Annotated in this window: 20 protein-coding genes; 16 read left to right on the top strand and 4 right to left on the bottom strand. The window is 70.4% G+C overall.

Annotated elements, in window-relative coordinates:
- Window positions 1-34: 34 nt before the first annotated feature.
- Complete coding sequence (locus FZN60_RS07020) at window positions 35-985, bottom strand: LysR family transcriptional regulator (RefSeq protein WP_158872489.1); 951 nt, start codon at window positions 983-985, stop codon at window positions 35-37.
- 141 nt (window positions 986-1,126) lie between these two features.
- Here FZN60_RS07020 and FZN60_RS07015 point away from each other — a divergent pair, with 141 nt between their 5' ends.
- The 10 genes from FZN60_RS07015 to FZN60_RS06970 all read left to right on the top strand — a co-directional run bounded on the left by FZN60_RS07015 (window position 1,127) and on the right by FZN60_RS06970 (window position 8,829).
- Entirely contained in the window at window positions 1,127-2,101 is a 975-nt protein-coding gene (locus tag FZN60_RS07015) for an agmatinase (RefSeq protein ID WP_158872487.1), read from the top strand.
- Window positions 2,102-2,135: 34 nt separating this feature from the next.
- Window positions 2,136-2,996, top strand: a complete 861-nt coding sequence (locus tag FZN60_RS07010; protein ID WP_199266505.1) for a transporter substrate-binding domain-containing protein — start codon at window positions 2,136-2,138, stop codon at window positions 2,994-2,996.
- A gap of 32 nt (window positions 2,997-3,028) precedes the next feature.
- Window positions 3,029-3,688, top strand: coding sequence for an amino acid ABC transporter permease (locus FZN60_RS07005; protein WP_158872485.1), 660 nt, complete (start codon window positions 3,029-3,031; stop codon window positions 3,686-3,688).
- Window positions 3,689-3,694: 6 nt separating this feature from the next.
- Window positions 3,695-4,417 carry an amino acid ABC transporter permease gene (locus FZN60_RS07000; RefSeq protein ID WP_158872482.1) on the top strand — a complete coding sequence of 241 codons (723 nt, stop codon included), beginning with the start codon at window positions 3,695-3,697 and terminating at the stop codon, window positions 4,415-4,417.
- Window positions 4,414-5,211, top strand: coding sequence for an amino acid ABC transporter ATP-binding protein (locus FZN60_RS06995; protein WP_158872480.1), 798 nt, complete (start codon window positions 4,414-4,416; stop codon window positions 5,209-5,211). Before FZN60_RS07000 ends, FZN60_RS06995 begins: the two co-directional genes overlap by 4 nt.
- Window positions 5,212-5,233: 22 nt before the next feature.
- Entirely contained in the window at window positions 5,234-6,184 is a 951-nt protein-coding gene (locus tag FZN60_RS06990; protein ID WP_158872478.1) for an arginase family protein, read from the top strand.
- A 24-nt stretch (window positions 6,185-6,208) separates the two neighbouring features.
- A complete protein-coding gene (locus tag FZN60_RS06985) occupies window positions 6,209-6,811 on the top strand; it encodes a DUF1989 domain-containing protein (RefSeq protein ID WP_158872476.1) in 603 nt (200 codons plus the stop codon).
- The gene (locus FZN60_RS06980; RefSeq protein ID WP_158872473.1) at window positions 6,808-7,476 is read left to right on the top strand and encodes a DUF1989 domain-containing protein; all 669 of its coding nucleotides are present in this window, start codon (window positions 6,808-6,810) and stop codon (window positions 7,474-7,476) included. Before FZN60_RS06985 ends, FZN60_RS06980 begins: the two co-directional genes overlap by 4 nt.
- An 88-nt stretch (window positions 7,477-7,564) precedes the next feature.
- Window positions 7,565-8,170, top strand: a complete 606-nt coding sequence (locus FZN60_RS06975; RefSeq protein ID WP_158872471.1) for an urea carboxylase-associated family protein — start codon at window positions 7,565-7,567, stop codon at window positions 8,168-8,170.
- A complete protein-coding gene (locus tag FZN60_RS06970; protein ID WP_158872469.1) occupies window positions 8,167-8,829 on the top strand; it encodes a DUF1989 domain-containing protein in 663 nt (220 codons plus the stop codon). Before FZN60_RS06975 ends, FZN60_RS06970 begins: the two co-directional genes overlap by 4 nt.
- Window positions 8,830-9,302: 473 nt before the next feature.
- Here FZN60_RS06970 and FZN60_RS06965 read toward each other — a convergent pair whose 3' ends face one another.
- The 3 genes from FZN60_RS06965 to FZN60_RS06955 are packed head-to-tail and all read right to left on the bottom strand — an operon-like array spanning window position 9,303 to window position 12,486.
- A complete protein-coding gene (locus FZN60_RS06965) occupies window positions 9,303-10,151 on the bottom strand; it encodes a TIGR01459 family HAD-type hydrolase (RefSeq protein WP_158872467.1) in 849 nt (282 codons plus the stop codon).
- Complete coding sequence (locus FZN60_RS06960; RefSeq protein WP_158872465.1) at window positions 10,148-11,416, bottom strand: FGGY-family carbohydrate kinase; 1,269 nt, start codon at window positions 11,414-11,416, stop codon at window positions 10,148-10,150. Before FZN60_RS06960 ends, FZN60_RS06965 begins: the two co-directional genes overlap by 4 nt.
- Window positions 11,413-12,486 carry a class II aldolase/adducin family protein gene (locus FZN60_RS06955; protein WP_158872463.1) on the bottom strand — a complete coding sequence of 358 codons (1,074 nt, stop codon included), beginning with the start codon at window positions 12,484-12,486 and terminating at the stop codon, window positions 11,413-11,415. The genes FZN60_RS06960 and FZN60_RS06955 overlap by 4 nt, the downstream gene beginning before the upstream one ends.
- Before the next feature lie 176 nt (window positions 12,487-12,662).
- Here FZN60_RS06955 and FZN60_RS06950 point away from each other — a divergent pair, with 176 nt between their 5' ends.
- From FZN60_RS06950 to FZN60_RS06925, 6 genes are all read left to right on the top strand, one after another.
- Window positions 12,663-13,475 carry a DeoR/GlpR family DNA-binding transcription regulator gene (locus FZN60_RS06950; protein WP_158872461.1) on the top strand — a complete coding sequence of 271 codons (813 nt, stop codon included), beginning with the start codon at window positions 12,663-12,665 and terminating at the stop codon, window positions 13,473-13,475.
- Window positions 13,472-14,854 carry an FGGY-family carbohydrate kinase gene (locus FZN60_RS06945; protein ID WP_158872459.1) on the top strand — a complete coding sequence of 461 codons (1,383 nt, stop codon included), beginning with the start codon at window positions 13,472-13,474 and terminating at the stop codon, window positions 14,852-14,854. Before FZN60_RS06950 ends, FZN60_RS06945 begins: the two co-directional genes overlap by 4 nt.
- Window positions 14,851-16,440 carry a sugar ABC transporter ATP-binding protein gene (locus FZN60_RS06940; RefSeq protein ID WP_158872457.1) on the top strand — a complete coding sequence of 530 codons (1,590 nt, stop codon included), beginning with the start codon at window positions 14,851-14,853 and terminating at the stop codon, window positions 16,438-16,440. Before FZN60_RS06945 ends, FZN60_RS06940 begins: the two co-directional genes overlap by 4 nt.
- The gene (locus FZN60_RS06935; RefSeq protein ID WP_158872455.1) at window positions 16,437-17,426 is read left to right on the top strand and encodes an ABC transporter permease subunit; all 990 of its coding nucleotides are present in this window, start codon (window positions 16,437-16,439) and stop codon (window positions 17,424-17,426) included. The genes FZN60_RS06940 and FZN60_RS06935 overlap by 4 nt, the downstream gene beginning before the upstream one ends.
- Window positions 17,427-17,530: 104 nt before the next feature.
- Complete coding sequence (locus tag FZN60_RS06930; protein WP_158872453.1) at window positions 17,531-18,472, top strand: ABC transporter substrate-binding protein; 942 nt, start codon at window positions 17,531-17,533, stop codon at window positions 18,470-18,472.
- Window positions 18,473-18,540: 68 nt separating this feature from the next.
- Window positions 18,541-19,440, top strand: coding sequence for a sugar phosphate isomerase/epimerase family protein (locus FZN60_RS06925; protein WP_158872451.1), 900 nt, complete (start codon window positions 18,541-18,543; stop codon window positions 19,438-19,440).
- Window positions 19,441-19,465 lie beyond the last annotated feature (25 nt).

Here is a 19,465-nt window from a genome sequence, read left to right as displayed (position 1 = left end):
GCGCCGTCTGATAGGAACCGGAGCCTGTGGATGCTCAGCGCGCCGCCGCGATAGCTGGTGCCTCGTCGCGGGGGTGAACGTCACGCACGATGTCGCGGAAGAGGCGGCCGGGCGCCGAAAGGGGGCGGCTGCGCTCGTAGTTCAGGAAGAAGGGTGACTGATAGGCGAGGTGATCGGCCGCCTCGACCTCGTCGAGCGGGCAGAAGGGCGCGATCAGCGTCGCGTAGTGCGTCGGCAGGAGGCCGACGTGTTGACCGCCCGCGACGAGGGCCGCCACGGCTTCGAGGCCGAGCGCCTCGGAGCGTCGCGCCTCGGGCAGGAGGGCGGCCAGCCGCTCGCTGTGCGGCTCGCTCAGGCGCGTGACGATGCCGTAGCCCGCCGCGACGAGGTCGGGCAGGCGGGCGCTGGGCACGTCGTGTCGTCGCCGCGCATAAAGGCGGAATTCCTCCTGGAAGAGTGGGTGGCGGACGAAGTCCTCTTCCCGCTGCAGGGCGCCGTTGATGCAGAGGTGAAGCTGCCGGGCGGCGAGCTCGCGCGCCAGATCCGCGGGCGGATGAACCACGAGATGGATGCGCACGTTGGGCGCCGCCTTGCTGAGCCGCGCCAAGGCCTCGCTGATCCGGCAGGCCGGGTTGCTCAGGCAGTTGTCGGCGATGCCGACGTGGAGGTCGCCGGTGAGGACGTTACGGGCGCGGTTGAGGTCGTCGCGCACCCTGTCGAGCATGTCGCAGGCCGCGACCGCTGCCGCCAGCACCGTGTCGCCGAAGTCGGTCAGCTCGAAACCGGAGGGGCCGCGCAGGCACAGACATCCGCCGAGCCGATGCTCCAGCGCCTTGATGTGCCGGCTGATGGTCGAGCGCTCCATGTTGAGCCGCAGCTCAGCCGCGGTCAGGCCACCGCTTTCGGCGACCACGCGAAAGATCCGCATCAGCCGAAGATCGTTCTCGCTCAAGGTGGAGATCGGCGCATGCTTGAAGAGGTCCATGTTGCGGATCCTACAAGCATCGTTTCCATAATTGCAATTGAGGCTGATGATTTTACCGGGCATCATCTAGAAATGATCATGGATTGACCATCGATAGGTCACTTCATGAGCAATTTGTTCGATCGATGATCAGGTGCAGCGATGGCCATGCCGCTCACGATTGCTCCCCATGCGGGGCATTCGACCTTTCTCTACGCGCCCTACCAGCCCGACCTCGACGCGCTGGACGCCCACGTCGCCTTCCTCGGCATGCCCTTCGGCAACGCCTATACGCCGGATGCCGTCGCCAACGACCAGATCCGCGCGCCCGACGCCGTGCGCGCGGTGACCGACCGCATCTCGCGTGGGCTGGAGCGCTACGACTTCGACGTCGGCGGACCGATCTACGACAACCGGCCTGTGAAGGCGGTGGACGTCGGCAACGTCGCCTTCGACATCCACGACCATCACGGTCACTTCGCCCGGGCCGAGGTGGCGGTGCGCAAGATCCTCGCCGCCGGTGCCATGCCGGTGACGGTCGGCGGCGATCACGGCATTCCGATCCCGATCTTCCGGGCCCTGGAGGACGCGCCGGGCGAGGGGCCGATCACGCTGATCCAGGTCGACGCGCACATCGACTGGCGCGACCACGTCAACGGCGTCACCGACGGCTTGTCGAGCCCGATCCGGCGGGCTTCCGAGATGGCCCATATCGGCGACATCTTCCAGATCGGCATCCGATCGCAGGGCAGCGCCCGGCCGGAGGAAGTCGAGGCGGCGCTCGCCTACGGCGCCAACATCATCCCGGCCTTCGAGGTGCATGACGGCGGCATCGACGCCGTTCTCGCCCGCATCCCGGACGGCGGCCGCTACTACATCACCATCGACGCGGACGGGCTCGACCCTTCCGTGATGCCCGCCGTGGAAGGGCCGGCGCCGGGCGGCCTCACCTTCCATCAGGTGCGCCGCCTGATCCACGGCCTCGTCGCCAAGGGCCGTGTGCTCGGCATGGACATCGTCGAGATCACCCCCTCCACCGACCTCCACGGCATCACCGCGATCACCGCCGGCCGGCTGATCGTCAACCTCGTCGGGGCGGCCGTGCGCGCCGGCTACTTCGACGCCGCCGACGCCTGAACCCTCCCACCGCCTCCAACCGCAGGAGACATCCATGCCGCATGACGTGACACGCAGGCAGTTCGCGCTTCTCGCCGCCGGCGCGGCCCTCGCCGGTCTCCTGCCGGCGCGCCTCGCCTTCGCCGAGACGACGCTGGAGAAGATCCGCCGCACCGGCAAGGTGACGGTCGGCACCGAAGCCGCCTTCCCGCCCTTCGAATTCGTCGAGGACGGCAAGATCGTCGGCTATGGCAGCGACATCCTCGCCGAGGTGGTGAAGGCGCTCGGCGTCGAGGTCGAGCAACTGGACCTGCCCTGGCAGGGCATTCTGCCCGGCGTCCTCGCCGGCAAGTTCGACTTCGTCGCGACCACCGTCGGCATCAACGAGGAGCGCGCCAAGCGCTACGCCTACACGCTGCCGATCGCCGACGGCCAGCCCTACGCCGCCAAGCGCAAGGGCGACGCGATGACGGCCGCCGCCGACCTCAACGGCAAGGTCGTCGCGACCCAGCTCGCCTCCTCCACCGAGCCGGTCGCCAAGGCCTATGACGAGAAGCTCAAGGCGGAGGGCGGCGAGGGATTTTCCGAGCTGAAGCTCTTCACCGCCTTTACCGAGGCCTACGTCGCGCTCGCCAACGGCGAGGTCGATGCCGTCATCCAGTCGCTTCCGGCCCTCGCGGTGCTCGCCAAGGACCAGCCGGACACGTTCGAACTCCTGGGGCCGGTCGAGCTTCCCGGCGCCTTCACCTATCTCGCTTGGGTCACCCGGCCCGAGGACACCGATCTTCGCGACTTCATCTCCGGCGTCATCCGCGACATGCGCGGCGACGGGCGGCTCTACGCCCTGCAGGAGAAGTGGTTCGGCTTCCGGATGGAGATTCCCGACGAGGGCTACCTGCCGCCCGGCGCGGTCTGAGCCTTGCAGTCCGGCGGAGAGCGGCCCGACTCATGACCTTCCAGTTCGCGACGCTTCTCTCCGTCATGCCGGCGCTGAGCCAGGCGGCGCTCGTCAACCTGCGCCTCGCGGCGATCATCGTGGTGCTCGCCGTTCTCGGCGGCACACTCCTCACCATCCTCAGGGCGATGAAGATCCGTCCGGTCAACGCCGCGATCGCCGTCCTGATCTCCTTCATCCGCGGCACGCCGCTCCTGATCCAGATCTTCCTGTTCTTCTACGTCGCGCCCGCCTTCGGGCTCGACCTCGGCCCGGAGACGGCGGGGGTGACGGCCATCGCGCTCAACAGCTCGATCTTCATCACCGAGATGATGCGCGGCGGCCTCCAGTCGATCCCGCCGGGCCAGATCGAGGCGGGGTGCGCGCTGGCGCTTCCGCGCCGCGTGATCTGGCGGAGCATCGTCCTGCCGCAGCTCTTCCGGCGCATCCTGCCCGCCCTCGTTGGCGAGATCACCATCGTCGTGAAAGGCACGGCGCTCCTGTCCGTCATCACCGTCGTCGACGTTCTGCGCACCGCCCAGCAGATCGCGAGCTCGACCTACCGGCCCTTCGAGACGCTCGTCGGTGCCGCCCTGTGCTTCCTCGCGATCAACCTCGCGGTGATGGCCGCCGGCCGGCTGATCGAGAGCCGCGGCGCGGACGCCCGGAGCTGAACCGCCGTGACCTTTGACCCCGCCATTCTCGCCGACTACTGGCCGCTCTTCCTACAGGGCGCTTGGCTCACCGTCCGCATCTGCGCCGTCGCCTTCATCGTCGGCTACTCGATCGGCATCCTCGTCGCGCTCGCCGCGCTCGTGCCGAGCCGGATCGTCCGGGCGCTCGTCGGCGCCTATGTCGGCCTGCTGCGCTCGGTGCCCTTCATCATCATTCTGTTCCTGGTCTATTACGGCCTGCCCTTCGCCGGCATCCGCTTCCCCGCCTATGTGACCGGAACCCTCGCGCTCGCGCTCTTCGCCAGCGCCTATTACGCCGAGATCGTGCGCGGCGCGATCCTCTCCCTGCCGCGCGGGCAATTCGAGTCGGCGCGAACCGTCGGCATGTCGCCGCTCCAGGCCATGCGCCATGTCGTCTTCCCGCAGATCCTGCGCGGCCTCGTTCCCCCATCCGTCAACATGACGCTGACGATGATCAAGGAATCGGCGGTGCTCTCCTCGATCACCGTCGCCGAGCTCACCTATCAGAGCCTCGTCGTGCAGGGGAACACCTTCGCCCCCTTCGAGGCCTTCGCCGCGGTGACCCTGATCTATTGGGCGATCACCGTCGTCGTCGCCCGGCTCGCGGCGATCCTCGAAGCGCGCACCGGCACGGCCGAGCGCGAGGACGTGGAGCGCAACGCGCTCGCCGCGAGCTTCCTGACGCTGGAGGCCCCGAAGCGCCGATGACCCCAACACCCCCCGCCACTCCGCTCCTGTCCGTTTCGGCTCTGCGCAAATCCTTCCGCGGCACGCCGGTTCTAAAGGACGTCTACCTCGACGTCGCCAAGGGCGAGGTCGTGGCGCTGATCGGCCCCTCCGGCTGCGGCAAGTCCACGCTTCTGCGCTGCCTCACCTGGCTCGACCCGCCCGACGACGGCTTCATCCTCATCGACGGGCAGCCCTTCGGCCGCGCGCTCGTCGGCGACACCGTGCGGCGCCAGGGCCGGCGCGAGATCGACCGGCTCCGCCCGAAGATCGGAATGGTGTTCCAGCAGCTCCACCTCTGGCCGCACCTCTCGGCACTGGAGAACGTCGTGCGCCCGCAGGTGGTCGTCCTGAAGCGCCCGCGCGAGGAGGCCGTCGCCCGCGCGCAAGACCTGCTTGCCGGGCTCGGCCTCGGCGGGCTGGAGGACCGCTTCCCCTATGCGCTCTCCGGCGGGCAGAAGCAGCGCGCGGCGATCGCCCGCGCGCTCGCCATGGATCCGGCGCTGATGCTCTTCGACGAGCCGACCTCGGCGCTCGATCCCGAGCTCGTCGGCGGCGTCCTCCAACTGCTGCGGCGCCTCGCGGGGGAGGGGATGACCATGGTCGTCGTCACCCACGAGATCGGCTTCGCCGCCCACGTCGCCGACCGCATCGCCTTCATGGACGGCGGGCGCATCGTCGAGGACGGACCGGCGCGGCAGGTGATGGAGGCGCCCGCCGATCCCCGCCTCGCCGCCTTCCTCGACCTCATCCGCTCCGGCCGCCCCGCTGCCTGACCGCACATCCGGACGCCCAGCCATGACCCGCATCGACCGCCCCTTCACGGGCATCCCGTCCTTTCTGCGCGCGCCGGTCTGCACGGACCTTTCGGCCCTGACAGCGCCGATCGTCGTCTACGGCGTGCCCTTCGACGAGGGCTCGCCCTTCCTGCCCGGCAGCCGCATGGGGCCGCGCTCGATCCGCGAGCATTCGCTTCGCTTTGCCGCCGGCCTCTACGATCCCGCGACGCGCCGCGACCTCCTCGGTCCCGAGATGGCGCACAAGCTGATCGCCGATGTCGGCGACGTCGACATCGCGCCCACCCACGTCGAGAAGAGCTTCGCCAACATCACGGACACGGTGCGGGCGATCCTCGCGGCCGGCGCCCTGCCGGTCGGGCTCGGCGGCGACCATTCCATCAGCTATCCCATCTTCCGCGCCTTCGAGCGCCCGCTCCATATCCTCCACTTCGACGCGCACATGGATTACGCGGCCGAGGAGGACGGCATGCGCTTCACCAACGGTCACGCCTTCCGCCACATGGCCGGCCTCGACACCGCGCTCTCGCTCACCCAGGTCGGCATCCGCTCGCTGCGCTCCGACCGGCGCCAGCACGAGGCGATCGAGGCGGCGGGCAACCGCGTCGTGCCGATGCCCGAGCTGCGCCGCCTCGGTGCCGAGGGCATCGCCGCGCTCCTACCGGAGGGCGCGCCCGTTTACGTCTCGATCGACATCGACGCGCTTGATCTCTCGCTCGTGCCGGGCTGCGTTTCGGGCGAGCCGGACGGCATGACCTACTCCGAGCTGCGCGACGCGCTGGCCGCCGTGGCGCAGCGCTGCGAAGTCGCCGGCTTCGACCTCGTCGAGGTCAATCCGCCGCTCGACGTCGGGACCGGGGCCACCGCCTATCTCGCCGCGACGCTCGTGATCGGCTTTCTTGCCGAGATCTGCGCCCAGCCGCGCTGGCGCGACGCCCATCCCATCGCCTGAACCCCAGGGAGGACCGAACGCATCATGACCGACGAGATCCACACCATCCCCGCCCGCCGCGGAAAGGCGCATCGCGTCGCCAAGGGGCAGACCGTCCGGGTGATCAACACCCACGGCGACCAGGTGGTCGACACCTGGGCCTTTAACGCCGCGGACCTCCACGAATTCATGTCGATGGAGCACAGCCGGGCGCACATCATGAAGATCATCCCGGTGGTCGGCGACACCATGCTGACCAACAAGCGCCGGCCGATCCTCACATTCGTCGAGGACACGTCGGGCGGCATCCACGACACGATCATCGCGGCCTGCGACTGCCACCGCTACAAGTTCCTCGGTGTCGAGGGCTACCACGACAACTGCACCGACAACCTCCATGCCGGCATGGCCGAGTTGGGGCTTCAGGCGCCGGAGGTGCCCAGCCCGCTCAACCTCTTCATGAACATTCCCGTCAAGCCCGACCGCACGATTTCCTTCGAGGCGCCGGTCTCGACGCCCGGCAGCTACGTGGCGCTGAAGGCCGAGATGGACCTCGTCATCGCGTTCTCCGCCTGTCCTCAAGATATTCTGCCGATCAACGGCGTCGGCCACCCGCCGACCGAGGCGCACTACACGGTGACGGGATGACGCCCGTTCCCGCGTCCCCCTGTGGCTGCCCGCGGCTCGCCTTCGCCGCCACGGCCTGCGACGACACCGTGCCCGGCGGCTTCGGGCACGGCTTCGAGGCGGGCGCCGGGCAGTTCGTCACGCTGATCGACCTCTTCGGCCGGCAGGCCGGCGACTTCGTCGCGCTGAACCGGCACAACCTCAAGGAGGTGCTCTCGCCCGTCCACACGCGGCGGCACCTCATGTCGCTGTTCTTCGAGGTGGGGGACTGCCTCATGTCCTCGCGCGGCCGACCGATGTTCCGCGTCGTCGCCGACACCGTCGGCATCCACGACTCCAACGTCCCGGCCTGCGATCCGACGCGCTACGCCGTCGACTTCGGCGTGCCGGGCCATCGCAACTGCCTGGAGAACATGCACGAGCCGCTCGCGGCCTACGGCCTCGACCTTCTCGATGTTCCCGAGCCCTTCAACTTCTTCCAGAACGGCCCGGTGACGCCAGACGGGCGCATGGCGGTCACCGATCCGATCAGCCGGCCCGGCGACCATCTCGTCCTCGAAGCCCTGATGGATGTCGTCTGTGCGCTCTCGCCCTGCCCGCAGGACATCATCCCGGGCAACGGCCTCGTCGTCACCGACATGCGCGTCGTCGTCTCCGACACGCCGCCATCGAGTCAGGAGAACTGAGCCGGCCATGCCCTTTCTGATGAAATCGCCCGTCCCCGTCCCCGTCCCCGTCCCCGTCCCCGTCCCCGGCCCAGAGCCCGAAGAGGCCATGCGCGAGGTCGCGCACGGCACGGCCGCGCTGCTGCCCGTCGCGGCCGGCCAGCTCCTGACGATCACCGATGTCGGCGGCGACCGCGCCGCCCAGCTCTTCGCCTTCACGAAGGCCGACCTCGCCGAGTTCCTGTCGCCGCACCACACGCGCGTCTTCAGCAATTCCTACCGCCTGACCCTCGGCATGCGCCTCGTCACCAATCGCCGCCGCCCGATCATGGTCCTCGGCCGCGACGGCGGCGCGGGGCACGACCTCCTGATGCCCGGCGCGACGCGGGACAGCCTTATAAAGGCCGGCTTATCAAGCGAGCTCGGCCTCTCAGACCTTCTCGTCGACAGCCTCGCCGCGCACGGCCTCGCTCCGCCCAAGCTGCCCGACCCGGTGAACCTTTTCCTCGACGTCGCGGTGGAAGAAACCGGCCGGCTCGTGCCGCGGCAGGCCGCGCCCTTGCCCGGCCGGGCGATCACCTGCCGCGTGCTCATCGATGCCCACCTCGTCGTCGCGGCCGGCGCAAGCGACCTCGGCATCGCGACCGGTCGCGGGCACCTCCGCGTCGAGGTCCGCAACCATCTCCATCCAGCAGCGCAGGACACCGCGGCATGAGCGAAAGCCTCCAGACCATTCCCGCCGGCCGCGGCCGCGCCCTGCGCCTCTCGGCCGGCGAGACCGTGCGGCTGATCAACACCCACGGCACGCAGGTCGTCGACTGCTGGGCCTGGAACGCCGCCGATCTCTCCGAGCACATGTCCATGGAGGCGAGCCGGGTCTGGACGCAGCGCCTCAACCCGATCGTCGGTGACACGTTCGTGACGACCCGCCGGCGGCCGATCCTGACGCTGGTGGAGGACACCTCGCCGGGGGTCCACGACACCTTCATGGCCGCCTGCGACTGCCACCGCTACCGCCTTCTCGGCGTCGAGGGCTATCACCGCAACTGCCTCGACAACATGCACGAGGCGCTGGCCGAGCTCGGCCTCGACGCGCCGGCCCCGATCCTCGCCTCGTTCAACGTCTTCATGAACATCGCCGTCCAGCCGGACGGGCGCAGCCTCCTGACCGGCCCGACGCCCTGCCGCCCCGGCGACAGCGTCTGCCTGCGCGCCGAGATGGACTGCGTCGTCGCCTTCTCGGCCTGCCCACAAGACATCGTCCCGATCCAGGGCGGCACTGCCAACACGCCGCGCGAGGCGCACTTCATGGTGTTGCGGACGAACTTCCCGCACGTCCCCGTGCGCGCAGCTTGGGTGCCCGTCGCCGTCTGACGCCGACGGGGCCGGGTTCGGTCGTGGCCTCGGAAGAACGCCTCAACGGGCGACAGGCTGGTCGCCTGCTGTGCATGGAGCATTGCTCGACTCGGGGAAGGAGCCACGCATCGCGCGGAAATGCTTCCATTGGCGTCTACACCCCCGTCACGACGAGAAATGATGGCAAAGCGGATGCATACAGCGTTTCGCTCGGGACAGGCTTGAGTGGCGGGCGGTTCGCAGCCGCATCCCCACGAACCTCGCGGCGGCGGGTAGACTTACCCATGAGGCTCGGCCCCTCTACCGCGCTATGGGAGTCGTGTTCGGCCTCGTCTGCGCTCCCGCGAGGGCGCGGGTGCTCGCCTCGTCGTACCGGCGCCCAAGCAAGAAGGGAGCTTTGCGGCCCCTTCGCGATATGGTCGGGCTCTGCGATCTCCTGCGCCCGCCGCTCCAGGCGATGGCGGTCGCTCCGACCCGATCAAGCCGCTGACTCAGGTGACGTCAGCGACGAAGGCCGGCATCCGCCATGTCGGCCAGGCGTTCTGAGCCGTCATGATCGCGGCCTGCCGGGCGGGCGCCTGCCAGGCCGCGAGGCCGGTCGAGACGAGAACCGAGGCAAGGCCCGCGCGTCGCGCGCCGAGGATGTCGTGCTCGATGCTGTCGCCGACGCAGACGACGCGCTCCCGGTCGGGATCGCCGCACAGGCGCAGAGCGTGCTCGTAGATCTCGGGAAAGGGCTTGCCGAGGCGCATCACCGTGCCGCCCAAGCGCTCGTAGAGGTCGGCGATGGCGCCGGCGCTCGGCACGCTGCGGCCCTGCCAGAGCTTGTGCTGATCCGGATTGAGGCAGAGGCAGGGAGCGGCGCGTGCCACGGCGGGCCGCAGGAGATCGGCATAGGCGTCCATCGAGATGCGTTCGGCCTCGCTGCCGGAGATCACCACGAGGTCGGCCTCCGCGCCCGACGCGGCCTCCGCCATGCCGAGGCTCGCGCCGAAGCCCGGCGCGCCGGCGCCGGCGATCGTCAGGCACCGCCCGCCGGCCCTGGCCGGCGAGCCGGGCCACCGGAGCACGGCGAGACCGACGTCGCCGGAGGTGACGAAATGGTCGAAGCACTCGCGCGGCAGGCCGAGCGCGGCGATGCGCTCGGCGTTGAAGGCACCCTCGCGCCCGGAATTGGACAGGATGGCGACGGTCTTTCCCGCCGCCTTCAGCGCCCGGAGCGCATCTGTCGCGCCCTCGTAGAGCCCCTCGTCGTCGCGAAGGACGCCGAACTGGTCGAGGAAGAAAATGTCGTAGCGTTCCATCAGACCGGACAGGTCGATCGGGGGCGCATCGCTCATTCCGACGCCTCCAGGCGGGACAGGACAAGGGCGGCGGTGCCGACTGCGGCCTCGACGGAGCGGGCCGGCAGGAAGGGCACGCCGAGTGCCCGCTCGCGCATCCGAGTCCACACCGGGTTGCGCGCGCCCCCGCCGACGGTGCGCAGCGAAACGGGGGACGGGGCGCCGAGTTCGGCGAGGCGGCGATAGGCGAGCGCCTCGATGCCGGCGAGGCCTTCCAGCACCGCCTGGAAGAAGACGGCATCGTCCGCCGGGCGCGGCTCCAGGCGCGGGGCGAAGTTCGGGTCGGACACGGGAAAGCGCTCGCCGGGCTTCAGCAGGGGATAGTAGTCGAGGCCGGTCGGGCGGTCGGGGTCGAGCCGGGCGGTCAGCGCGTCGAGGCGCTCGTCGCCGAACAGCGCGCGGATCACCGCGCCGCCGGAATTCGAGGCGCCGCCCGCCAGCCAGGCATCGCCGACGCGGTGGCTGTAGATGCCGTAGGCCGGGGCGTTGACGGGGCGGGCCGAGGCGAGCTTGACGACGAGCGTCGAGCCGAGCGCCGTCACCGCCTCACCCGGCCGCGCCGCGCCGGTCGCCAGAAACGACGCGCAGCCGTCCGTGGTGCCGGCATGGAGGCGGCAGGCCTCGGGCAGGCCGAGCGCGCGCCCCTGGGAGCCGGCGAGCCCGAGCGGCGCACCGGCCCGCACGACCTGCGGCAGCCGGGCGCGGTCGAGCCCCGCCGCCTCGATCCACTCCGGCCAGGCTTCCGCGTCGAGGTCGTAGCCGGTCTTGAGAGCGTTGTTCTCGTCCGTCAAGGGCGCCGCGCCGGACAGGCGCATCAGGATCCAGTCGGCCTGGTGGAGAACCCGCGCGGCGCCGGGCGCGCGCGACAGATGGACGGCGCGGGCAAGGCCCGAACTCGCCCCCCGTGCCGGGCTCGACCCCGGCGCCGCGGCGTCGACGGCCGCCACCACCGCCGCGTCGGGACAGGGGTCGTTGTACATCAGGACGTCGCCCACGGGTGCGTCGGCCTCGTCCACCGCGAGCACCGTGCCGGAGGTGCCGTCGACGGCAAGGCCCCGCACAGCGGCGAGCGGACAGGCGGCCGCGAGGTCCGCGAGGCAGGCGGAGACGCCCCGCCACCAGGCCGCGGGGCTCCGCGTCTCGGCGGCGTCGGCGAAGGGCGCGGCGGCGAAGCCGACGAGGTCGCCGGCGGCGTCCAGCGCCGCGGCCCGCACGCCGCTCGTGCCGAGGTCGAGCCCGACCGCGACGGCAGTCCCACTCATCGCGCCGCGGCCTGCGGGGCGGCGCGATCCAGCGTCTGGCGGTACTGCTCGGCCTCCCAGTTCAGGAGGGCGTGGAGGTCGGCGGGCCCGAGCGGCACGAGCGGCGCTTCGGCGGGGACGCGCCGTGCCACCTCGGCGAGGCAGCGCACCATGGCCGCGCCGCCGAGGGTGAGGGTGCGGGACTGAAGCACGCCGCGGCCGGGCACGAGCACGAGGCGCGACGGCTCGGCCTCGGCCGCAAGACGGTCGAGGCCGGCGCGGTCCTCGGCCACTCTCACTCGCTCGCCGAGAAAGATGACGTGGTCGGGATAGAAAGCGCCGGCGGTGGCGAAGCGCAGGGCCGCGGGCACGAGCGCCGGGGCGTGGGCCGCATCCTCCTCGGCCGGCTGCCAAGGCGAGCCTGCCGCGAGCGCCTCCAGGGCCGCGCGGTCCGGCGCGGGCGCCGGCGCGGGCGGAACGGCGAGCGCCGCCGTCACCGCCTCGATGCGCGCGGCCACCTCCTCGACGCTCTCGCCGCAGACGACGAGGCCGTGGTTGAACAGGACCAGGACGTCCGGCCGCTCGCCCATGCGCTCGTCGATGGCCCGCGCGAGCGGCGTTCCCGGCCGGCGATAGGGCACGCTCGTCCAGGCGAGCCCGGGAAGGGCGTCCAGGCGCTCGGCGATCAGCGCCTCGCGGTCGGTGCGCACGGCGAGCGCGATCGTGTCGACGCAATGGAAATGAGCGACGACCCGCTGCGGCAGGACGGCGTGGAAGCTCGTCTCGATCGAGGGGCGCAGTCCCGCCGCGTTGCCTTCGGCGAGCACGAAATCCACCGCCGTCTCGGCCCGCGGATCGTTCTCGCGCAGCGCCCGGGCGAGCGGATCGAGGCGCACCGGAACGGTGATCGGGCGCGCCTCCGCCTCCGCGAGCCAGGTGCCGGAGGCCTTCACCCACATCACCCCATCCTGCTTGATCGAGGTGTTGCCGCCGGCTCCCTGCGTCCGGCGGATGTCGCGGCCGAGACGGGCGGAGAGACCCAGGAAGGCGGCGAAATCCTCGGGCGGCGGCACGGCGTCCGGCAAGGGCATGTCACGGTCCTCCCTGGATCTCGCTCGGACCTCGTGGATGAGCGATATCGAGCAAACAACTAGGCGAAATGATCATCATGCGTCAATGCTGCAGCTGCGAAGGGGCGAACGCTTGCAAATCAGCTCGACAGATGATTATTCTCGCTCATCGACGCGCAAGAGGCAGGGAGGCAATCTTGAGCGATCACGAGCGCCATCGCCTGATCACCGAGTTCCTGCGCGAGCAGCCCTTCGCCTCGGTGCGCGACCTTCAGCTCCATCTCGGCGTTTCCGCCGCGACCGTGCGGCGCGACATCGACAAGCTCCACAGCTTCGGGGTGGCGCGGAAGGTCTATGGCGGCATTTCCGCCGCCGAGACGCCCGGCGCCGGCCGGCTTTCCGCACGCCCCTACGACGAGAACCGCGACATGGCGGTGGAGGCCAAGCGCGCCATCGCCGCCTTCGCCGAGACCCTGGTGCGCGACGGCGATTCGATCATCGTCCATGCCGGCACGACCTGCTTCGAGCTCGGCATCCGGGTCGCCCGGCGGCCGGTCAGCCTGTTCACCAACTCCATGCCGCTCGCCGCCGCGCTCGGAGCGGGCGGCACCTGCCACCTGACGGTCGCCGGCGGCATCCTCTACCGCGAGCCCGGCATCATCCACGATCCGACGGCCGGCGCGCCCGACGTCTTCGCCTCGCGCTTCTTTCTCGGCGCACAGGGGATCGGGCCGGAGGGCGTGCTCGAATCGCATCCGCTCCTCGTCAAGGTGATCGGCGAACTCTCCTCCTGCGCCGACGAGATCGTGCTCCTCGCCGACAGCCGCAAGTTCGCGATCCAGCCCCGCAACGTCGCCCTGCCCTTGTCGCGTATCTCGACGCTCGTCACCGACGAGAACCTCGCCGATGCCGACGCGCAGGTCATGGAAGCCGCGGGCATCTCCGTCGTCACCGTTCCCGCCGGTTCCGCCGGTTCCGCCGGTTCCGCCAGCGCGGGAGAGGCGGCATGAGCGCGGCGCGGGATCCGGTCGCCGTCGTCGACCTCGGCAAGACGAACTCCAAGCTCTTCGTGGTCTCGGCCGAAGGCGCGATCCTGTCGGAGGCGCGCACCCGGCCGGTCTGGCGCATGGCCGACGGCTTCTGCGTCCTCGACGACGCCCACCTTCACGGCTGGATCCTCGAAAGCCTCGGCGAGGCGGCGGAAGCTCACGGCGCGCGCCGGGTCATCGTGTCCGGCCACGGCTGCACCTTCGCGCTCACCGACGGCGACGACCTTGCTCATCCCGTTCTCGACTACGAGCAGGAGCCCCCGGCGGGCATCGCCGCCGAGATCGACGCGCTGGCCCCGCCCTTCGCCGAGACCTTCTCGCCGGCCCTCCCGCTCGGCTTCAACTACGGCCGGCACATGCTCTGGCTGGAGGCCGCGCGCCCGCAAGCCTTCGCGCGGGCCGACGCGATCCTGTCCTATCCGCAGTTCTGGTCCTGGCGCCTGTCGGGCGAGAAGGTCTCCGAGGTGTCCTATCTCGGCTGCCACTCGCATCTCTGGGCGCCGCTCGGACACGACTATTCGAGCCTCGTCGACATAAGGGGCTGGCGCGCCAAGATGCCGCCGCTTGTTCCCGCCGGCCAGGAGATCGGCGCGCTGGAGATCGGCCTCCCCTCCGGCGGCTCGGCGCGGATCGCCGTCCACAACGGCGTCCACGACAGCAACGCCTCGCTCGCCTTCCACCGCGCGCAGCGCGAAGGGAGCTTCACCCTCGTTTCCACCGGCACCTGGGTCATCGTCTTCAACCCGGACTGCCCGCTGGAGCGCCTCGACGAGCGGCGCGACATGCTCGCCAACGTCGCCGTCGACGGGCAGCCGGTGCCGACCATCCGCTTCATGGGCGGGCGCGAGTTCGATCTCGCCTCCGGCGGCTGGCAGGGGCCGATCGGCCTCGATGCGGTGGCGTCGGTCCTTTCGTCGGGCGCGATGGCGCTGCCGTCCTTCGCGCCCGGCGGGCCGATGCCGGGCCATGCCGGGCGCTTCGACGGTCCCCCGGTCGAGGGGGAGGCCCGCGCGGCCGCGGCGCTCCTCTACGTCGCGCTGATGACGGACCTCTCGCTCGACCTCATCGGGTCCGCGAACCCGATCGTGGTCGACGGGGGCCTCGCCCGCTCCGACCTGTTCCCGGCGCTCCTCGCGGCTCTGCGCCCCGGCCAGCCGGTGCTCGCCAGCGCCAACGCGGAAGGCAGCGCGCTCGGCGCCGCCCGCCTCGTCTTCGACGCGATCGGCGTGCCCGCCACCCGCGATCCCGGCCGCCGCGTCGCGCCGGCCGGGCTGCCGGGCCTTGCCAATTACCGTGCCCGCTGGCGGGCGCTCGCCGACGCGATGGGAGACCCGCGATGACCGCCGCCCCCGCGCCCGTTTCACCCGCCGCCCCGCGCCTCCTGGAGATGCGCGGCATCACCAAGACCTTCGGCGCGGCGCGGGCGCTGTCGGGCGTATCCTTCGACGTCGCCGCCGGCGAGGTCCACGCCCTCATGGGCGAGAACGGCGCCGGCAAGTCGACGCTGATGAAGATCCTGTCCGGCGCCTACCGGGCCGATCCCGGCGGCGAGATCCTCATCGACGGGCGCCCCGCGCCGATGGGCGATCCGATCGCCTCGCGCGCCGCCGGCATCGCGGTGATCTACCAGGAGCTGTCGCTCAGCCCGAACCTGTCCGTCGCCCAGAACATGTTTCTCGGCGCCGAGCCACGCCGCTTCGGCCTCGTCGACCGGGCCGGCATGCGGCGCCTCGCCGAGCCGATCCTCAGGCGCCTCGGCATCGGCTTCTCGCCCGACACGCAGGTGTCTTCGCTCTCGCTCGGCGAGCGGCAGATGGTCGAGATCGCCCGGGCGCTCACCACTCGCGCCCGCATCATCGTCATGGACGAGCCGACGACCTCGCTGACCTCGCGTGAGACCGAGCGCCTCTTCGACGTCATCGCCGGCCTCAAGGCGGATGGAATCGCCACCGTCTACATCAGCCACCGCATGGAGGAGGTCTATCGCCTCGCCGACCGCGTCAGCGTGCTGCGCGACGGCGCCTCGGTCGGAACCCTCGACCGGAGCGAGCTGTCGGCCCAGCGCCTCGTCTCGATGATGGTCGGACGCGACCTGTCCTCGTTCTACAAGAAGGAGCACCGGCCGCCCTCGGCGACGCGGCGCGCGGTCCTGTCGGTGCGCGGCCTGTCCGACGGCCGGCGCGTCCACGACTGCTCCCTCGACGTCCATGCCGGCGAGGTGCTGGGCATCGCCGGCCTCGTCGGGGCGGGCCGCACGGAGCTCGCCCGCCTGATCTTCGGCGCGGACGCGAGAACCGCCGGCACGGTCTCGCTCGACGGGCGGGAGCTCGCGATCCGATCCCCGCGCGACGCGCTCGACGCCGGCATCGCCTACCTCACCGAGGACCGCAAAGGGCTCGGCCTCTTCCTCGACATGTCGATCTCCGACAACGTCAACATCGGCGTCCTCGGCAAGGACGCCAAGCCCGGCGGTGTCCTCGACTTCGCCAAAGCCAGGGCCCGGGCCGACAAGGCGATCCACGACCTGTCGGTCCGCACCCGCTCGGCCGCCCTCAACGTCGGCGCGCTGTCGGGCGGCAACCAGCAGAAGGTGCTGCTCGCCCGCCTCCTCGAGACCGAGCCGAAGGTCGTCATCCTCGACGAGCCGACGCGCGGCGTCGACGTCGGCGCCAAGTCCGAGATCTACCGCATCGTCGACGCGCTCGCCGCGCGCGGCATCGCGATCCTCGCCATCTCCAGCGACCTGCCGGAGATCATCGGCATCGCCGACCGCGTCCTCGTGATGCGCGAGGGACGGATCGCCGGCGAGGTGTCGGCCGCGCCGGGACGGCCCATCGACCAGGAAACCATCATGGCGCTCTCGACGGGCGGCGTGCCCGAGGCCGGCGCGCGGCCGGAGCTCGGGCCAATCGGAGGAACCCCATGACCGCCACCGACAGCGCCGCCTCCGCCGCGCGCATGGACAAGGCCCGCTTCCGCTCGGCGATGACCGCGCTCGGCATGCTGCCCGTGCTCGTGATCCTGGCGGTCGGCTTCCACCTCCTGTCCGGCCGGTTCCTGACCGTCAACAACCTGTCGATCGTCACCCAGCAGGCCTCGATCAACACCGTGCTCGCCGCCGGCATGACCTTCGTCATCCTCACCGGCGGCATCGACCTGTCGGTCGGCTCGATCCTCGCCGTCGCCGCCATGGTCGGCGTCATCGTCTCGCTCTGGCCCGACTTGGGGCTGCTCGGCATCCCGGCCGCGATCCTCGTCGGCCTCGCCTGCGGCCTCGCCAACGGCGTCGTCATCGCCTTCCTGAAGCTGCCGCCCTTCATCGTGACGCTGGGCTCGCTCACCGCCGTGCGCGGCCTGGCGCGGCTGCTGGGCGGCGACACCACCGTCTTCAACGCGGATCTCCCCTTCGCCTTCATCGGCAACGGCACGCTCTTCGGCGTGCCCTGGCTGGCGATCATCGCGCTGGCGACGATCCTCGTGTCCTGGTTCATCCTGAAGCGGACCGTGCTCGGCACCTGGATCTACGCGGTCGGCGGCAACGTCGAGGCGGCGCGGCTGACCGGCATCAAGGTCTCGCTCGTCCTCCTCTTCGTCTACGCCATGTCCGGGCTGCTGGCGGGCCTCGGCGGCGCGATGTCGGCCGCCCGCCTCTACGCCGCCAACGGCCTCCAGCTCGGCCAGGCCTACGAGCTCGACGCCATCGCCGCCGTGATCCTCGGGGGCACGAGCTTCGTCGGCGGCGTCGGCTCGATCTGGGGCACGCTGATCGGCGCCCTCATCATCGCGGTCCTGTCCAACGGCCTGATCCTCGTCGGGGTGTCCGACATCTGGCAGTACATCATCAAGGGCCTCGTCATCATCGTCGCCGTGGCGCTCGACCGCTACCGGCTGGGGGGCCTCGGCCGCACCTGAAGCCCCCCGCATCACCCGCTTTCCGCGCCGCTTGGGCGCCGGAGAAACCCTGACGCGCCGCCAACAACCGGCCGCAGATCCACCTGGGAGGAGACCTGAAACCCATGCGCATCCTGAAGACACTCGCCGCCGGCGCCGCCCTTCTGGCCCTGGCCGCCGCCACCCCGGCTTCCGCCAAGGAGCTCCAGAAGATCGGCATCTCCGTCGGCCTTCTCGGCAACCCCTTCTTCGTCGCCACCATCAAGGGCATCGAGGACCGCGCCAAGGAGATCAACCCGAACGTCGAGGTGATCTCGGTCTCGGCCGACTACGACCTCAACAAGCAGGTCTCGCAGATCGACAGCTTCGTCGCCGCCGGCGTCGACATCATCATGCTGAACGCGGTGGACGCGCAGGCCATCGCCCCGGCGGTGAAGAAGGCGCAGGACGCCGGCGTCATCGTCGCGGCCTTCGACGTCTCGGCGCCGGGCGCCGACGTCACCGTCATGACCAACAACGTCAAGGCCGGCGAAGAGGCCTGCCAGTACCTCGTCGACAATCTCGGCGGAAAGGGCGACGTCGTCATCATCAACGGCCCGGCCTCCTCCTCGATCATCGACCGTGTCCAGGGCTGCAAGAACGTCCTCTCGCAGCATCCCGACATGAAGATCCTGTCCGACGACCAGAACGCGCAAGGCTCGCGCGACGGCGGCCTCGCTGTCATGCAGGGGCTCCTGACCCGCTTCGACAAGATCGACGGCGTCTTCGCCATCAACGATCCGACGGCGATCGGCGCCGAGCTCGCGGCCAAGCAGCTCGGCCGCAACGAGTTCATCATCACCGCCGTCGACGGCGCGCCGGACATCGAGAAGGCGCTGGAGGGCGGCAGCTCGCTGATCAAGGCCTCGGCCTCGCAGGACCCCTACGTCATGGCCGGCCAGTCGCTGCAGATGGCCGTCGAAGTGCTGAACGGCAACAAGCCGGCCGAGGCGACGGTGCTGCTCGACCCGCAGCTCATCACCTCGGAGAATCTCAAGGACTACAAGGGCTGGACCGCCGCCCGCTGACATCGAAGGGAGCCGCCCCGGGCGGGCGGCTCCCATTCCAGCATCATTCCTCGAAGGCGAGGCTTTCCATGACCAAGATCGGCGTGCACTCCTTCGTCTGGAGCGCCGGCTCCTCGCGCGAGGCGCTCGACGCGGTGCTGACCCGCAGCCACGAGCTCGGCTTCGACCTCGTCGAATTCTCCTATATCGACCCCAAACAGGTCGAGGTCTCCTGGCTCGCCGGGCGCCTGCGCGAGCTGAACCTCGGCGTCGCGATCTCCATGGGCCTGCCCCCGGAGGGCGACGTGTCGAGCGAGGATCCGGCCGTCGTGACGAACGGCGAGGCGATCCTCGACGCGGCGGTCGCGCTCACCCGCGACCTCGGCGGCACCAAGCTCGCCGGCATCCTGTCCTCCTCGCACGGCAAGCAGGAGCAGGCGGTGACGAAGCGCGGCTGGGACACGAGCGTCGCCGCCGTCTCGCGCGCTGCAAACCGCGCAAAGCAGGCCGGTGTCACGCTGAACCTCGAGATCGTCAACCGCTTCGAGAGCAACATGCTCAACACGGCGGCGCAGGGCCTCGCCTTCATTGAGGCGACCGGCGCCTCCAACGTCCTTCTGCACCTCGACACGTTCCACATGAACATCGAGGAGGCCGATGTCGGTCTTGCCATCCGCCATGCGGGCGACAAGATCGGCTACGTCCACATCGGCGAGAGCCATCGCGGCTATCTCGGCACGGGCTCGATCGACTTTCCCAAGATCTTCGACGCGCTGGTCGCGATCGGCTGGGACGACGTCGTGACCTTCGAATCCTTCTCCTCGGCGATCGTCGACCGGGACCTGTCGCTGAAGACCGCGATCTGGCGCGATCTCTGGAGCGACAATGTCGCGCTGGCGGAGCATGCGCGCCGCTTCATCACGCTCGGCATGGAGACCGCCCGCCTCAAGGCCGACCTCGTGCGCCAGGCCCATCTACCCTCGTCTTGACCGCCTGCCGATCGGCCAGCTTCGC

Source organism: Antarcticirhabdus aurantiaca, from assembly GCF_009765365.1.
Taxonomy (GTDB): Bacteria; Pseudomonadota; Alphaproteobacteria; order Rhizobiales; family Rhizobiaceae; genus Antarcticirhabdus; species Antarcticirhabdus aurantiaca.
The sequence above is the reverse complement of the archived record's forward strand: the minus strand, read 5'-3'. Positions and strand labels throughout refer to the sequence as shown.

Excerpts from the sequence above, each read along its gene's own strand:
- FZN60_RS07015 (WP_158872487.1), top strand. The coding sequence starts at position 1,127 with ATGGCCATGCCGCTCACGATTGCTCCCCATGCGGGGCATTCGACCTTT.
- FZN60_RS06930 (WP_158872453.1), top strand. The coding sequence starts at position 17,531 with ATGCGCATCCTGAAGACACTCGCCGCCGGCGCCGCCCTTCTGGCCCTG.
- FZN60_RS06965 (WP_158872467.1), bottom strand. The coding sequence starts at position 10,151 with ATGAGCGATGCGCCCCCGATCGACCTGTCCGGTCTGATGGAACGCTAC.
- FZN60_RS06940 (WP_158872457.1), top strand. The coding sequence starts at position 14,851 with ATGACCGCCGCCCCCGCGCCCGTTTCACCCGCCGCCCCGCGCCTCCTG.
- FZN60_RS07020 (WP_158872489.1), bottom strand. The coding sequence starts at position 985 with ATGGACCTCTTCAAGCATGCGCCGATCTCCACCTTGAGCGAGAACGAT.
- FZN60_RS06955 (WP_158872463.1), bottom strand. The coding sequence starts at position 12,486 with ATGCCCTTGCCGGACGCCGTGCCGCCGCCCGAGGATTTCGCCGCCTTC.
- FZN60_RS06985 (WP_158872476.1), top strand. The coding sequence starts at position 6,209 with ATGACCGACGAGATCCACACCATCCCCGCCCGCCGCGGAAAGGCGCAT.
- FZN60_RS07005 (WP_158872485.1), top strand. The coding sequence starts at position 3,029 with ATGACCTTCCAGTTCGCGACGCTTCTCTCCGTCATGCCGGCGCTGAGC.
- FZN60_RS06945 (WP_158872459.1), top strand. The coding sequence starts at position 13,472 with ATGAGCGCGGCGCGGGATCCGGTCGCCGTCGTCGACCTCGGCAAGACG.
- FZN60_RS06990 (WP_158872478.1), top strand. The coding sequence starts at position 5,234 with ATGACCCGCATCGACCGCCCCTTCACGGGCATCCCGTCCTTTCTGCGC.
- FZN60_RS06925 (WP_158872451.1), top strand. The coding sequence starts at position 18,541 with ATGACCAAGATCGGCGTGCACTCCTTCGTCTGGAGCGCCGGCTCCTCG.
- FZN60_RS06970 (WP_158872469.1), top strand. The coding sequence starts at position 8,167 with ATGAGCGAAAGCCTCCAGACCATTCCCGCCGGCCGCGGCCGCGCCCTG.
- FZN60_RS06975 (WP_158872471.1), top strand. The coding sequence starts at position 7,565 with ATGCGCGAGGTCGCGCACGGCACGGCCGCGCTGCTGCCCGTCGCGGCC.
- FZN60_RS06935 (WP_158872455.1), top strand. The coding sequence starts at position 16,437 with ATGACCGCCACCGACAGCGCCGCCTCCGCCGCGCGCATGGACAAGGCC.
- FZN60_RS06980 (WP_158872473.1), top strand. The coding sequence starts at position 6,808 with ATGACGCCCGTTCCCGCGTCCCCCTGTGGCTGCCCGCGGCTCGCCTTC.
- FZN60_RS06995 (WP_158872480.1), top strand. The coding sequence starts at position 4,414 with ATGACCCCAACACCCCCCGCCACTCCGCTCCTGTCCGTTTCGGCTCTG.
- FZN60_RS07010 (WP_199266505.1), top strand. The coding sequence starts at position 2,136 with ATGCCGCATGACGTGACACGCAGGCAGTTCGCGCTTCTCGCCGCCGGC.
- FZN60_RS06960 (WP_158872465.1), bottom strand. The coding sequence starts at position 11,416 with ATGAGTGGGACTGCCGTCGCGGTCGGGCTCGACCTCGGCACGAGCGGC.